The sequence below is a fragment of the Microbacterium sp. EYE_78 genome, assembly GCF_023149035.1.
GTDB lineage: Bacteria > Actinomycetota > Actinomycetes > Actinomycetales > Microbacteriaceae > Microbacterium.
Genome location: NZ_JAHXMY010000001.1, coordinates 1,182,829 through 1,197,719, shown reverse-complemented (window position 1 = coordinate 1,197,719; position 14,891 = coordinate 1,182,829). Strand labels below are relative to the sequence as shown.

10 protein-coding genes are annotated in these 14,891 nt (G+C 73.5%); 7 read left to right on the top strand and 3 right to left on the bottom strand.

From position 1 onward, the window contains the following. Nucleotides 1-112 precede the first annotated feature (112 nt). A complete protein-coding gene (locus KZX17_RS05690; protein ID WP_248171648.1) occupies nucleotides 113-1,078 on the bottom strand; it encodes a Xaa-Pro peptidase family protein in 966 nt (321 codons plus the stop codon). Between the two features lie 168 nt (nucleotides 1,079-1,246). Here KZX17_RS05690 and KZX17_RS05685 point away from each other — a divergent pair, with 168 nt between their 5' ends. The 5 genes from KZX17_RS05685 to KZX17_RS05665 all read left to right on the top strand — a co-directional run bounded on the left by KZX17_RS05685 (nucleotide 1,247) and on the right by KZX17_RS05665 (nucleotide 6,621). Beyond that, complete coding sequence (locus KZX17_RS05685; RefSeq protein WP_248170183.1) at nucleotides 1,247-2,245, top strand: LacI family DNA-binding transcriptional regulator; 999 nt, start codon at nucleotides 1,247-1,249, stop codon at nucleotides 2,243-2,245. Nucleotides 2,246-2,310: 65 nt separating this feature from the next. Further along, nucleotides 2,311-3,645 (top strand): Gfo/Idh/MocA family protein, encoded by a 1,335-nt coding sequence (locus KZX17_RS05680; protein ID WP_248170184.1) that lies wholly within the window; start codon nucleotides 2,311-2,313, stop codon nucleotides 3,643-3,645. After that, the gene (locus KZX17_RS05675; protein WP_248170185.1) at nucleotides 3,642-4,565 is read left to right on the top strand and encodes an NAD(P)-dependent oxidoreductase; all 924 of its coding nucleotides are present in this window, start codon (nucleotides 3,642-3,644) and stop codon (nucleotides 4,563-4,565) included. The genes KZX17_RS05680 and KZX17_RS05675 overlap by 4 nt, the downstream gene beginning before the upstream one ends. Next, nucleotides 4,562-5,650, top strand: coding sequence for a mandelate racemase/muconate lactonizing enzyme family protein (locus tag KZX17_RS05670; protein WP_248170186.1), 1,089 nt, complete (start codon nucleotides 4,562-4,564; stop codon nucleotides 5,648-5,650). The genes KZX17_RS05675 and KZX17_RS05670 overlap by 4 nt, the downstream gene beginning before the upstream one ends. Then, the gene (locus KZX17_RS05665; RefSeq protein ID WP_248170187.1) at nucleotides 5,650-6,621 is read left to right on the top strand and encodes a serine hydrolase; all 972 of its coding nucleotides are present in this window, start codon (nucleotides 5,650-5,652) and stop codon (nucleotides 6,619-6,621) included. The genes KZX17_RS05670 and KZX17_RS05665 overlap by 1 nt, the downstream gene beginning before the upstream one ends. A gap of 237 nt (nucleotides 6,622-6,858) precedes the next feature. Here the strand turns inward: KZX17_RS05665 and KZX17_RS05660 are convergent, their stop codons facing one another. Together KZX17_RS05660 and KZX17_RS05655 are read right to left on the bottom strand one after the other, a co-directional pair. Further along, on the bottom strand, nucleotides 6,859-9,000 hold the full coding sequence (locus KZX17_RS05660; protein WP_248170188.1) for a beta-galactosidase: 2,142 nt from the start codon (nucleotides 8,998-9,000) through the stop codon (nucleotides 6,859-6,861). A 252-nt stretch (nucleotides 9,001-9,252) separates the two neighbouring features. After that, on the bottom strand, nucleotides 9,253-10,116 hold the full coding sequence (locus tag KZX17_RS05655) for an AraC family transcriptional regulator (RefSeq protein ID WP_248170189.1): 864 nt from the start codon (nucleotides 10,114-10,116) through the stop codon (nucleotides 9,253-9,255). A 93-nt stretch (nucleotides 10,117-10,209) separates the two neighbouring features. On the opposite strand from KZX17_RS05655, the gene KZX17_RS05650 reads away from it, so the two are divergent. Continuing rightward, nucleotides 10,210-13,434, top strand: a complete 3,225-nt coding sequence (locus tag KZX17_RS05650; RefSeq protein ID WP_248170190.1) for a DUF5107 domain-containing protein — start codon at nucleotides 10,210-10,212, stop codon at nucleotides 13,432-13,434. Then, complete coding sequence (locus KZX17_RS05645; RefSeq protein WP_248170191.1) at nucleotides 13,431-14,735, top strand: cellulase-like family protein; 1,305 nt, start codon at nucleotides 13,431-13,433, stop codon at nucleotides 14,733-14,735. The genes KZX17_RS05650 and KZX17_RS05645 overlap by 4 nt, the downstream gene beginning before the upstream one ends. Nucleotides 14,736-14,891 lie beyond the last annotated feature (156 nt).

Sequence of the window (14,891 nt, the reverse complement as noted above, 5' to 3'; positions counted from 1 at the left end):
CCTGCGCATCAGATTCGGAGCATGTCGCCGGATTCGGAACACACCCGCGTCCCTGGTCCGAATCCGACGCACATCTCCGAATCCGACGCCCCGGCAGGCCCCCACCCGCCTCTCAGCCGAACGCGCGCGCCGCCGGCCGGTGCAGCCCGGCGAACTCCGCGGTCGGCCACTGCGGATCCACCGTCAGCACCTCGATGCCCGCCTCGGTGACCAGGACGGTGTCCTCGACCTTGGCGCCGGGCGCGCTGGGGTTCCACGCGAACGCGTGGGCCGACGCCACGGCATCCGTCGTCAGCGGCGTCGCGCGGGGGTCGCGACCGGCGTACCCGGTCGGCCCGCCCTGGTGATGCTTCGTCCACTCGTCCGCGTCGAAGCCCGCCGCCGCGTACCCCGCGGTCCCCGCGGCGAACACCTCGTCGAGCCGCGCGCCCGGGCGGGTCGCGGCGAAGAACGCCGCCTCCACCTCGAGGATCCGCTCATCACCGTCGCCCGCGTCGCCGACCCACCGGGTCGCGTTGGCGATGAGGCCGTGCCGCCGCCCGCACACGACGAGCATCGCCCGACGCCCGAGCACGCCGTCGGCGGGGAGGGGATGCCGGTGGGGCAGCCGCTCCTCCCCCGCGACCAGGATCACGAGCGGGTCGATCCCGCGCGCCACGAGACCCGACGCGAGCCCGGCCGCGGCCGAACGTTCGGTCGACGACGCACCCAGCTCCCGCGCGACGGCCGTCAGCACCTCCGCAGTTTCGCGTCCGAGGGCCCGATAGCGGTCCGTCTCCGCCGGCAGCAGCGCCGCACGCGCCGCTCGCAGCAGGGGCGCCACCTCGCCCTCCCGCCCGACGGGCCCCGCCGCGGCGGCGGCGACCGCCGGGGGCGTCCGCCACGGAACCGCGACCAGGCGCGCGGCATCCGACTCGAGCAGCTCCTCAGCGACCAGCCGGTCGACCTCGTTCGCCGCGACGAAGAGGGTGTCGCCGTCGTCGTCGACGCGGACGGCGAGTACCGGCGGTCCGGCCAGCGACACGTGCGTCCGGGCCCCGTCGAGGTACCACGCCAGCGCCTCGTGCGAATCGAGCAGCAGCGCCGCACCACCCGCCTCGTCGCGGAGGCGCTGCAGCCGCCGTTGCTTCTCTGCGCGGTCGGCGGGGGACGGTCGCATGATCCTCCTCGGTCGTGGGCATCCACCCGCGAAGCTGCCGGCGAAACGTTTTCTCGTAGTATGTCGGATGCCTCGGAAGGAGACGCCATGGCGAAGTCCACCCGCACGACGATCACCGAGGTCGCGCGCCGCGCAGAGGTGTCGCTGTCGACAGTCTCGCGCGTCATGAACGGCAACCCGACGGTGGATCCCGCGCTGGCGGAGCGCGTGCGCATCATCGCCGCGGAGCTCGGGTACACCGCGAATCCCGTCGCTCGCTCGCTCGTGCTCGGCCGCACCCAGACGGTGGCCGTCGTGGTCCCCGATCTCGGCAACCCCACCTTCCAGACCGTGCTCCGCGGCATCTCGGCGGCGGCCGCCGCCGACGGCTTCCACGTCCTCGTCGCCGATTCCGCAGAACACGTCGCCGACGAGGCCGCGATCGCCAGCGCGACACGTCGGCGCACGGACGGGGTCATCCTGTGCGCGCCGCGGATGCCGCAGGCCGAGCTCGACGGCCTGCTCCCCGCACTCGCTCCGGTCGTCGTCGTGAACCGGCCGGCCCAGGTCGCGGCTCCCACGGTGGCCGCGGACTACGAGGTCGGGATGCACCAGCTGCTCTCCCATCTGCTCGAGCTCGGCCACCGCCGGATCGCCTACCTGTCGGGGACCGTCGCGAGCGCCTCCGGCGCGGCCCGCCGCCGCGCGATCGACCGCGTGCTCGACGGGCGTCCCGATGTCGAGGTCGTCGAGATCACCGCCGGCGTCGACGTCGACAGCGGCGCGGCTGCGCTCGATGCCGTGCTCGCGGCATCCGTGACCGCGGCACTCGGCTTCAACGACCTCGTCGCGCTCGGCCTGCTGTCGGCGGCGCTCGAGCGGGGCCTTTCGATCCCCCGCGACCTCTCGATCGCCGGCTTCGACGACATCCCCTACGCGCGCTTCGCGACACCCTCGCTGACGACGGTCGCCGTGCCCGCCCTCGAGCTCGGCGGCGATGCCTGGGGGGCGATGACGGCACTGCTGGACGGATCGGATGCCCCGGCCTCGGTGGTGCGCGAGCCGGCGGTCGTCGTGCGCAGCAGCACCGGGACGGCTCCCGCCTGACCCCGGCGCGACGACGCCCCGTGATACTCTGCCCGCACCGAGAAAACGTTTCCTGAAGGAGCTCTATGTCGCGCACCCGCTACGCCCTCGTGGGCGCCGGACATCGTGCCCAGATGTACGTCGACGCCATCACGACGACCTACGCCGGCCGCGCCGAGCTGGTCGCGGTCTGCGAGCCGAACCCCGTGCGGGCAGCCGTCTACGTCGATCTCGCCGTCTCGCGAGGCGCCGATCGCCCCGCTGTCGGCGGACCTGACGACCTCGAGCGACTGATCGGCGACCACGACGTCGACCGCGTCATCATCTGCTCGCGCGACGACACCCACGCCGAGATGATCGTGCGCGCGCTCCGCGCCGGCGCCGACGTCGTCGTCGAGAAGCCCCTGACCATCGACGCGGAGCGCGCGGCCGCGATCGAGCAGGCCGTCGCCGAGACGGGGCGCCGGGTCGTCCTTACGTTCAACTACCGCTACGCACCGCGCAACAGCACCCTCCGCCAGGTCATCCGCGACGGACGCATCGGTCAGGTCACTTCGATCGACTTCTCCTGGATGCTCGACACGCAGCACGGCGCGGACTACTTCCGTCGCTGGCACCGCGAGAAGGAGCACTCCGGCGGTCTGCTCGTCCACAAGTCCAGCCACCACTTCGACCTCGTCAACTGGTGGATCGGGCAGCGACCGCGCCGCGTCTTCGCCTCCGGCGGCCTGCGTTTCTATGGAGCCGAGAACGCCGCCGCGCGGAGCCTCGGCGAGCGCCCCGCCCGCGGGACGCACGACGGCGAGCGCGATCCCTTCGAGCTCGACCTGCGCGGCGACGCGCGCCTCGAGGCGCTGTACCTGCAGGCCGAGTCGCACGACGGCTACCTGCGCGACCGGGATGTATTCGGTGCCGGCATCTCGATCGAGGACAACCTCGCGCTCGTCGTCGACTACGACGGCGGCGCCACCCTCTCGTACTCGCTCAATGCGCACGCTCCCTGGGAGGGCTACCGCGTCGCCGTCAACGGGACCGAGGGTCGCGCCGAGCTCGAGGTCATCGAGCGTGGCGCTGTCCTCGTCGGCGACGGCCTCCACCCCGTCGTCGACCCGAGCGCGACCGACGCCGGCGACGCGTCGTCGCTCCGCCCCGTCGGAGAGCGGCTCATCCTGCAGCGCCACTGGTCCGAAGCGGTCGAGGTGCCGATCGAAGGCGGCGGCGAGGCGCACGGCGGCGGCGACGTGCTGCTGCTCGAAGACGTCTTCGCCGGCCCCGTCGACGATCCGCTCGGCCGTCCCGCGGACTGGACCGACGGCGTGCGCTCGATCGCCGTCGGCATCGCGGGCAACCGCTCGCTCGAGACCGGGACGCCGATCCGCGTCGCCGACCTCGGGGTGCAGCTGCTGGCGGACCACGGGTGAGCCGCGTCGTCGTCACCGGCGGCTCCGGCCGGCTGGGTCGCAACCTCGTCGCGGGTCTCGCCGCAGCGGGCCACGAGGTCGTCTCACTCGATCGCGTGCGCACCGCAGCCCTCGACGTCGACGGGGTCGAGCAGGTGGCGATCGATCTGACCGACGCGGATGCCACGGCCGCCGCGCTCGCGTCCGCGCGGGCCGATGCGCTCATCCACCTCGCCGCCATCGCCGTCCCCTTCAGCGCGCCCGAGGACGTCATCATGCGCACGAACGCGGCGCTGGCCGTCTCGGTGCTGGGCGGAGCGGTCGACGCCGGCATGACGCGGATCGTCGCGGCATCCAGCCCGACCGTCCTCGGCTACGGCAATCCGTCCGGCTGGCTGCCGGACGCGCTGCCCCTCGACGAAGATTCGCCGACGAGGCCGTGGAACGCGTATGCGCTCTCGAAGCTGCTGATCGAGCAGACCGTCGCGATGCTGCACCGCCGCACCGGCGACGACGTGCGGTACGCGAGCTTCCGCCCCTGCTTCGTCATCGCGCCCGAGGAGTGGGGCGGGGCACCCACCCAGCAGGGCCACACCGTCGCCGAACGGCTCGCGGATCCGGCGCTCGCGGCGCCGTCGCTGTTCAACTACGTCGATGCGCGAGACGTCGCATCGTTCGCCGATCGCCTGCTCGAGGCCCTGCCCGAGATCCCCAACGCCGAGGTGTTCTTCGTCGGAGCCGACGACGCGCTGGCCGAGGCCCCGCTCGCCGACCTGCTGCCGCGATTCGTCCCGGGCGCGGACGACCTGGCGTCGGGCCTCACCGGCACCGCACCGGCCTTCTCGAGCGCGAAGGCGGCGCGCGTCCTCGGATGGCGGCCGAGCCGGCGCTGGCGCACCGAGCTCGCCGCGGCCCCGACCGGTGCGAGGCAGCTGCCATGATCGTGATCGCCCGCCTCGAGGCACGACTCCTGCGCGTGCCGCTGACGCGGCCGTGGGGCGCCGATGTCACCTCCGTCGGCGTCATCGCGACCGAGGTGACGCGATCCGACGGCGTGCGCGGTTGGGGGTTCTCGTGGACGCCGCAGATCGGCGCGGACGCTGTGCTGGCGCTCCTGCAGCACGACATCGCGGACTTCGCGGTCGGCCGCCCCGCCGACGCCGCCGAACTCTGGCCGGACCTGTGGCGGCATCTGCACGAGGCGGGCGGCGGTGGCCTGACGACGATCGCCATGGCGGGGGTCGACCTGGCGCTGTGGGATGCGGCGGCGCGGGCGGACGCGGCATCCGTTTCCACCCTTCTGGGCAGACGACGCGAGCAAGTGCGCGTGTACGGCAGCGGGGTGAACCTCCACTACGGCCTCGACGAGCTGGTCGAGCAGGCGCATCGGTGGGTGGCCGCGGGGATGGACGCGATCAAGATGAAGGTCGGCAGCCCCGACCTCTCGCGCGACCTGGTGCGCGTCGCCGCGGTGCGCGAGGTCATCGGGCCGGACCGCGCCCTCATGGTCGACGCGAACCAGCGCTGGACGCTCGACCGCGCGGCCGATGCGATCGACGCGCTCGCAGCCTTCGACATCGCCTGGATCGAGGAGCCGCTGCGCGCCGACGACCTGGCGGGGCACATCGAGCTCGCGCGACGCCTGCGCGGATCGTCGGCGGTGCCGATCGCCGTCGGCGAGAACCTGCACACGCGCTATCGCTTCGACGACGTCATCCGGGGCGGGGCGGCGCAGGTCGTGCAGCCGAACGTCATCCGGGTCGGCGGGATCACCCCGTTCCTCGCCATCGCCGCCGACGCACACGCGGCCGGCGTCGCGATGCATCCCCATCTCCTCCCGGAGCTGTCGGGGCAGCTGGCCCTGACCCTGCCGCAGGAGACGATGGTCGAAGACGTCGAGGATGCCGGGTTCGGCGCGCTCGGCGCGCTGCACGACGCCTCCCCCGTCGCGATCGCGGAGGGGAGACTGGTCGAGGTCCCCCACGAAGGGCTCGGCCTGCGCTTCACCGACTCGGAAGGACACTGATGACCGCCTCCTTCACCGCCGCGTTCGACCTCGTGCGCGGGCACGTCGCCGAAGGGCGCCTGCCCTCCGGCGTCCTCGGCATCGCGACGGCGGACGGGACCGTGGCGCTCGACGCCGTCGGGACGGATGCCGCGGCTCGCTTCCCCCTCTTCTCGATCACCAAGCCGCTCGTCGGCCTCGCCGCGGCCCGCGCGGTCGAGCGGGGGCTGCTGACGCCCGAGACGCCGCTGCGCGATGCGCTGCCCGAGTTCGGGCGCGACCGCGACGACACCGTCCGGCTGCGCCACCTCGTGTCGCACACGTCGGGGATCTCGGAGCCGGCGCTCGACACCCCGCGTCCGCTGCGGACCGAACTGATCACCGCCGGCCGCGACTTCACCGCCGGCACCGTGTCGCGCTATTCGTCGATCGCGTTCGAGGGCATCGCGGCACTGCTCGAGCACGCGACGGGGCGCGGGTGGGACGACGCGGTCGCCGAGTGGGCGAACGAGATCGGGGCCGACGGCCTCAGCCTCGATCACGAGGGCACGGTGGAGGTCGAGGGCGCCGCCGAGGCCGGCCTCGACATGGAGCGCTTCGTCGCGCTGCGGCATCCCGGCGCGGGCCTGGCGGGACGGGCGGAGGACCTGCTGCGGCTCGGCACCGAACTCCTGCGCATCGAGCGCGGCGGCACGGACGGCATCCTGCGTCCGGCGACACTCGCGATGATGCGGCGCCCGCTCACGGGCGACATCCCCCGCCTCGAGCCGTACCCGGCCGAGCGCGGCCAGGACTGGGGCTTCGCCTGGAACCTGCGGTCGCGCGCACCCGGCCTCATCGACCGCGACGTCTACGGGCACGGCGGATGGGCCGGCACCGAGTTCTGGGTGCACCCGACCGCGGGCATCGCCTGGGTGCTCCTCACCGCCCGCGCCCCGCGCGACGGCGTCGACCTCGACGCGCTCGACAACGCCGTGGTCTCCGCGCGCTGAGTGCAGGGCGTGCGCGGCTCGCTGGCGGGCGGGCCCGAACCGGCGCGCTGGCGCGCGTCGCTCAGGCGCGGGCGCGTCAGCGCGGGGGCAGGACGCGGCGGCAGGTTGCGGCATCCCCCGTCCACATCGTGTGCTCGCAACCAGTACACACGTCGCCGACCGTCTGGGACGTGTGATCTCGTCCGGAGCACATGATGTGGATGCAGAGGGGCGGGATGCCGGGGCTGGGCGGGCGTGTCAGCGCCGCGGGATCGTCGCCTTGGCGCTCGGCTCGAGCTCCGCGCGCGTGACGGCTGCGCCGACCGGCTCCTGCGCCGGGAACCGCACGGCCCCGTGCGGCGGACCCGGCAGGATCTCGATGCGCAGCTCGGCGGCGTCACCCCGGGCCTCGGCGGGGATCCGCCAGGGTCGCCCGGTCCACAGCGCGTCGGCGGCGAGACGGTCGCCCGCCCAGGCGCGCGCGACATCGCCGGTCCACTCCAGGCGCAGGGTGCGGTCGTCACCGGGTTCGATTGCGAGCGTCACGACCGCGGCGGCATCCCACGCCCGCGGGATCGACGCGCGTCCACCGTGCTCAGCACCGGTCGGCGGCGCTCCGGCGGAGCGTTCGAGCGTCACCGCGACATCCGCCGCGTGTCCGAGTGCGACGTCGACCGCCGACCATCCGTCGTCGTGCAGCACCTCCACGCGGGGTGCCGCCGCGGCATCCCCCGCGAAGGTCACCGCCCCATCGTCCGTCACGACAGCGCCCGGCGCCCAGACCAGCCGCCCGCCGGCGAGCGCGACGGCGTCGGCGTCCGCCTCATCGAGCGCGAGCACCCGTGCGACGACACGGGCGTCGCGCGCCAGCTCCCACATCCGTCCGCGGGAGCTCCCGACCTCGACGACGTCCGCGTCGGCCGAGAGCTGCGGCGGGATGCCGGCGGTCGCCGCCGCCACCAGCAGCGGCGCATCGCGCCACGTCACCTCGGTCACCGGCTGCGCGGTGAGCCAGTGCAGGTTCACGCCGCCGAGCGGCATCCCGAAGGGCCATGCGAACACCGCGCCGGACGGGATGTCGACCCCGGGGAAGACCGTCTCGCCGATCTCGAACCGCACGCCGTCGTGGGCGGGTAGGTCGATCCCGGGATGCCGATTGACGACGAACACGAACCCGCTCGCCCCGTCGGAACGGACCGCCCATCGCAGCCCCGTCACGTCGGGGGCGTCGACGGCGTCGTCCGGGAACGTCGCGGGCATCGCTGCGAGCGCCGATCCCCATCGCTCGAGCAGCAGATGCTGCCGACGCAGCGCCGCCCAGCTCGCCCGCGGGGCGCCGTCGGTCTGCACCGGAGCGCCGAAGTCGTAGGCGATCTCGGGGAAGTCGTTCGGACCGTCCGCCGCGTGGGACTCCTGCAGGCCTCGGCGCGGGTTCCGGCCGTCGGCGTACATGTAGTAGCCCTGCCAGACGCTGCCCGAGGCGAGCTTGGCCATCGCGATCGCGGCGACGTCCGCCGCGGGGACGTCGAGACGCCGATGGTAGGCGGAGGTCATGCCCGACCCGAGCTCGCAGGTCGTGAACGGATGCGGCGGCCGCACCGCCTCGGCGACGGCGGCGCCGTCACGGTGGTCGGCGCCGATCGAGTCGTCGTCGCGACGGGGCGACGGGTAGAAGTTCGCGTGACTGCGGAGGTCGGGCTCGACGTCGGCGTCGACCCAGAACGACTCGGGGTACCCGCCGTAGACCGGCAGGCATCCCTCGGGCAGCTGGGCGCCGCCCCAGCCCGTCGCGGTCCAGATCGGCGACCGCATGCCGAACCCCTCCGCCATCTCGCGCAGGGTCGTGAGATGGTCGGCGCCGTCGTACAGCTCGTTGTCGACCTGGATCGAGAAGAAGGGGATACCGCGCACCTGCTCCGCGAGCAGGGCGTACCACCGCTCGACCTCGGCGAGGTAGGCGGGGTCGTTGGTGCGCAGCGGCAGGCCGGAGTCCACGAGCCAGTCGGGCAGGCCGCCGTGTCGCGCCTCGGCATGGGCGTAGGGTCCGATGCGCAGGATGAGCCCGAGACCGGCGTCGCGCGCCGTCTCGAGGAAGGCGCGCACGTCGAGTCCGCCGCTGAAGTCCGCGCGACCGCGGTCGGGCTCGTGGTGGTTCCAGAGGACGTAGGTCGACACGTGGGTGAGGCCGCCGGCGCGGGCGGCGGTGAGCACCGGCATCCATCTCTCGCGAGGGATGCGGGAGTAGTGGATCTCGCCCGAGATCGGGAAGATCGGCCGGCCGGCCCGCCGGACCGACTGCGCCGTGACGTCCACGCCGGAGTCGTCACCTGCAGAGGGCCGGATGCCGGTGCCCTCGGCTGCTGCGGGCGTGGGGACGGACAGAGCGTGGACGCGCGTCATCGGGACTCCAACGGGGGTGGGGATGCCTCGAGCCTAGGGAGCCTTCGTCGGGCGGGACGGGAGCCCATCGGATCGTCCAGGTATGCCGTCGGCGATGTCGATGCTCGCCGCGCCAGGGCGTCAGACGCGTTGCGGATCGCAATGGATCGGGTGCGACACGCCGGGCACGGGCGCCGCGACGCCGGGTGTCGCGCGGCATCCATTGCAATCTCGAACGGTGGGTGGATGCCGCGGCACCGGCCGCAGCCACCCTCACCCCTTCCGCTGCCCCCGGTACGCCGTCGGCGACACCCCGTGGGCGACGCGGAACCTCCGCGAGAAGTAGAACGCATCGTCCATGCCGACGCGGCGCGCGACCTCCGCGACAGGCAGGTCGGTCGTATCGAGCAGGTGCCGGGCGTGCGCCATCTTCAGTGCGAGGTGGTGCGCGATGACCCCGCCGCCGGTCGCATCGCGGAACAGGGCGGCGAGGTGCGAGGGCGACACCCCGACCATCGCGGCGAGCTCTCCCACATGGACGGTGCCGTCGATGCGCTCCTCGAGGTAGCGCAGCGCGCGCTCGACGGGAGTGCCGTGCTCGGGCAGCAGCCGGTCGACGGCGAGCTGGGTGAACAGGCGCCACGCGATGCCCGCCGTCACCACCATCCGGGCGGGTGTGGTGTCGCGCGCCAGGGCGGTCGAGATCTCGTCGAGCAGCGCGGTCGCCCGATCGACGGCGCGCAGCGGCAGCACCACGCGGTCCGCGGACACACCCGCGGCCTCGACCAGCTCCGGCACGTCCGAACCGCGCACGTGGCACCACCAGATCGTCCAGGGATCCTCGCCGTCGGCACCGTACGCGTGCGGCATCCCGCCGGGGATGATGATCGCCGTCGCCGACCCCACGCGCGTCCGTTGGCCACCCGCCTCGACCCACCCAGCCCCTGACACGCAGATGATGACGATCGTCTCGGGCGCACCCGCGGGACGGTGCCGGCCGTGATCCGCCGCGCGCGGGAAGTAGCCGGCATCCGTCACCATCATCCGCCGGGTGACCGGCTTGGCGAGCGCCGCGTCGACGACGGGGCGCGGCACGACGCTCAGCCGCTGCCGCTCGAACCCGTCCGCCCGCTGCATCCCTTCATCCTGCCGCACCGCATCGTCGGATCGTCCAGGCGCACCGCGCCCGAACCCATGGCCCGCGCACGCACGCACGCATAGATTCGCCCCATGCCCGACGCCGAGCCCAGCCGCATCCACCTCCCCGACGCACCCGCCGACCAGCAGGCGTTGCTCGACGACGGCGGGGTCGCGTGCTGGTCCGAGGACGTCGTCATCGACACGTACGAGCCCGGCGACCCCGACCCCTACCCGGCGTTCCTCGACCGGCGGGTCTACCAGGGCTCGAGTGGGCGGGTCTATCCGCTGCCGATGATCGAGTCGATTTCGCACGAGAAGCGGCCGCGCACGTGGCGTGCGATCCACCTCGAGAACGCCTACGTCCGGCTGATGCTGCTGCCTGAGCTCGGCGGGCGGATCCACATCGGCTACGACAAGGTCGCCGGCTATGACTTCTTCTACCGGAACAACGTCATCAAACCGGCACTCGTCGGCCTCGCCGGGCCGTGGATCTCGGGCGGCGTCGAGTTCAACTGGCCGCAGCACCACCGGCCGGCGACGTTCCTGCCCGTCGACAGCCGCATCGAGCGAGAGGACGACGGCGCGGCGGTCGTCTGGCACAGCGACCTCGACCCGCTGCAGCGGATGCGGGGCGTCCACGGCGTGCGACTGCGCCCGGGATCCTCGCTCATCGAGCTCGACGTGCGCCTCCACAACCGCACCGACGTGCCGCAGACCTTCCTGTGGTGGGCGAACGTCGCCGCCCGGTCGCACGAGCAGTACCAGTCGTTCTTCCCCGACGACGTGAGCTACGTCGCCGATCATGCCCGCCGCGCGATCACCGCGTTCCCGCGCGCCGACCGGCCGTACTATGGCGTCGACTATCCCGCCCTCACCGCCGAACGCCCCGACGCCGACCGCGTCGACGTCTACAGCAACATCCCGGTGCCGACCTCGTACATGATCACCGACACCGAGGACGGGTTCTTCGGCGGCTACGACCACGCCGCCGACGCCGGGTTCGTGCATTGGGCAGACCCGGCGATCTCGCCCGGCAAGAAGCAGTGGACGTGGGGCGACGGGCCCATCGGCCGCGCGTGGGACGACCAGCTCACCGACACTGACGGCCCATATGTCGAGCTCATGGCCGGCGTCTACACCGACAACCAGCCCGACTTCGCCTGGCTCGTCCCCGGCGAGACGAAGACGTTCTCGCAGCACTGGTTCCCGATCCACGCGATCGGTCCGGTGCGACAGGCGACGACGGATGCCGCGGTCTCGGTCACGACCGGGGGCGGCCGGTCGCGGGTCGGCGTGATCACGACGCGCGCGCACGACGCGGCGCACCTCGAGGTCGAGGTCGACGGCGGCGGACGGGAGATGTTCGCTGTCGCCGTCGGTCCTGGCTCCCCCGCGATCGTCGAGGTCGCCGGGACAGCGGTCGCGGTTGCGCTAGTCACTGACGACGCGACGCTCGTCCGATGGGAGCAGCGCGACGCGGAGGCGGTCGAGCCCTGGGTCGCGACGGCGCCCGAGCCGGCCGAGCGCATCGCCGGCACCGACGAGCTCATCCTCGCGGCGACGCACCTGATGCAATACCGGCATCCCACCCGTTCACCACTCCCCTACCTCGACGAAGCGCTCAGGCGTGATCCGGACGACTCCCGCGCCCGCACGATGCTCGGTTCGTGGCACCTTGCGGGGGCCGAGTACGCCGCGGCGCGCGAACACCTTGAGGCCGCCGTCGCCCGCGAGACCCGCCGCAACCTCAACCCCCGCGACGGCGAGGCGCACTACTTGCTCGGGCTCGCGCTCGAGCGCCTCGGCGAGCGCGCCGACGCCGATCGCCGCTTCGCGCGCGCGGCGTGGAACGCGGTGTGGGCAGCACCGGCATCCCTCGCCCGTGCCCGACTCGCGCTGGCGGACGGCCGACCGGGCGATGCCCTTCGTTTGGCGGACGCCGCCGGGCCGATCGCCGAGGCCCAGCGGCTCCGCGCGCTCGCGCTCCGGCGACTCGGCCGTGACGCGGGGGCGGCGCTCGACGCATTGTGCGCGGCGGACCCCCTCGACCCGATCACGACCTGCCTCACGGGCGCCGCACCGTCGGACCCGCGCGCCGCGCTCGATGCCGGCGCCGAGTTCGCCCGCGCCGGCGCGCTCGACGAGGCCCTCGCCGCGACCGAGCGCGAGGCCACCGGCGACGCCGGGTTCGGCAACCTCGAGCCTGTCCGGCTGATCCTGCGCGCCGCGTGGGCGGATGCCGCCGGTCGCCCCGGCCTCGCCGCCACCGAGCGCACCGCTGCCGATCTCCTCGATCTGGGCGGGGCCTTCCCCGCCGGGCTCGATCAGCACGACGCCCTCGTCGTCGGCGCCGCGGCCGGGTCCTCCGCCGCGGCGGGGATGCTCGGCGCCTGGCTGCTCGATGCCGGTCGCGACGCGGACGCCCGCTCGGCACTCGAGCGTGCACGGGATCTCGGCGCCGATGACCCCGTCGTCCTGCGCAACCTCGCCCTCGCAATCGTCCGCACCGGCGGCGACCCCGCCGAAGCGGCCGACCTGTACGAGACCGCGCTCGCCCACCGCCCCGACCCGCGCCTCGTCCTCGAGCGCGACCTGCTTGCGCAGCTGACGGGGACGGATGCCGCGACCCGCCTCGCGCTCATGGAGCGCCACCCCGCCGCGCTCCACGCCCGCGACGACCTCGCGGTCAGCCACGTCGGACTCCTGCTCGACATCGGCCGGGTCGACGACGCGTGGCAGGTCCTGACGACGCGCGTGTTCCGTCCGTTCGAGGGCGGCGAAGGGGTCGTGCTGGCCGCCTACGACCGCGCGGCCTGCCTCCTGGCGCGACGCGCATCGGCCGAGGGCCGAGCGGATGCCGCCATCGCGCTCCTCGAGGCGGGGATCGACGCTCCGGCGAACCTCGGCGAGGGCCGGCATCCCGCCGTCCCGCAGGCAGAGCGATTCGTGGCCCTCGGCGATGCGCACCGTCTCGCTGGTGACGACGCCGCCGCCCGCGCGGCCTGGGGGCGGGCCCGCGCGACGACGCCTCTCGCCGTCGCCCCGCGACCGGCCGACGAGGCGACGTTCTGGATCGGCGTCGCCCACACCCGCCTCGGTGAGCCCTCCGCGGCCGAGGCGATCTGGGACGCCCTCGACGCTCGTGCCGCCCAGATCGAGGCCGCACCCGACGAGGTCGACTACTTCGCGACGTCCCTGCCGGAGCTGCTCGTGTTCGATCTTGACACCGCCGCCCGGCGCGGGGCGCAGGCCGCGTCCCTGCGCGAGCTGGCCGTGGCCGGCCGCGCGGCGTCGCGAGAGAGGATGAACGCATGACCGACCGCTACCTGGGCTCGGGCACCGTCGCCGAGGCGCCCTACGGGCCGACAGGCGCGGTGCCGTCGCACCTCCCCGACCGTCTCGCGATCACGCTGTGGGACTTCTCCTGGTACACCCGCGCCGGCGCGGGAGACGTGTACGCCGACCTCGATGCCGCGTGCGCCGACGCCGCGGCGCTCGGCTACAACGCGATCCGCATCTGCGCGGCACCCCTGCTGCTCTTCGGCGACATCGGGCTCGACGACCTCGCCCGCGACCTCGCGATCGAGGGGCTCGGAGCCGCGGCATCCGGCGGGTACTACGGCCAGCGAACGCGCTGGTACGACACCCCCGGCGGCTACGCGCTCGACCTGCACGCGCACCTCGAGGCACTGTTCGTCGCGGCGCGGCGGCACGGGTTGGTGCTCGTACTGGCGAGCTGGGAGTACCAGCAGTCGCCGGCGTTCGCCGCGTCAGCGAAGTGGTTCGACGCCATCGACGCGGTGCCGCTCGGCGACCGGTACGCCGTGCTCGGGGCCGCGTGGGACCGGATGCTCGCGTGGATCGACGAGCGCGGCTTCCGCGACCTCGTCGCCCTCGTCGAGCTGCACAACGAGGTCGACTTCTCGATCCTCCCCGCACTGGCCGAGGGCGGCGCGACCGAGGTCGAGCGGCTGCGGGCGCGGCATCCCGATCTGCTCGTCACGGCCAGCTACGGCAAGCCGCCGCACCTGGCGATGCACCGACTGCCGGCGGGGCTCGGCGCCGCGCAGTTCCATGTCTACAGCTACGGCGTGCTCGACGCCCTGCAGCAGCGCATCGACATCCGTTCGGAGGGCAGCGAGGGGTTCCCCAACGCCGAATTCCGCGCCCTGCTGCGGGCGGATGCCCCGACGCCCGCCGACTACGGCCGCCCCGCCGAGTGGAAGCTGCGCGCGACGGTCGTCACCGACCAGATGATCTACGGCTACGACTGGGTGGATGCCGCAGCCTGGGACGCCTGGCTCGATGCCGAGTATCCGCGCTACGCCGAGGTCATGCACCGCGAGATCGAGTCACGCGTCATCGCGATCGCCGAGTGGGCGCGCTGGCAGGGCGTGCCCGCGGTGATCGGCGAGGGCTGGGTCGGCTACACGCCGCTGCACGGCGGGTTCGAGGAGTCCGAGACCGGTCGCGAGTTGGCGGTACACGGCATCCGCACCGCCCTCGACCGCGGGGTGTGGGGGGTCGTCCCGAGCTCGAACGCCGCCCCGCACCACCCCATGTGGCAGCTGCGCGAGTGGCAGCAGCGCGTGAACCGGCTGGTGCGCGAGCGCTGACCCCCCCACCCCCTGGCCACATCATGTGCTCCGGACGAGAACACCGGTCGTGAACAGTGCGGATCGTGTGTGGTCGTCGGGAGCACATGATGTGGACACCCGCCGACCCGCCCTGCACGCACGCCCACACGCACACACGCACAAAACAGGGGCGGA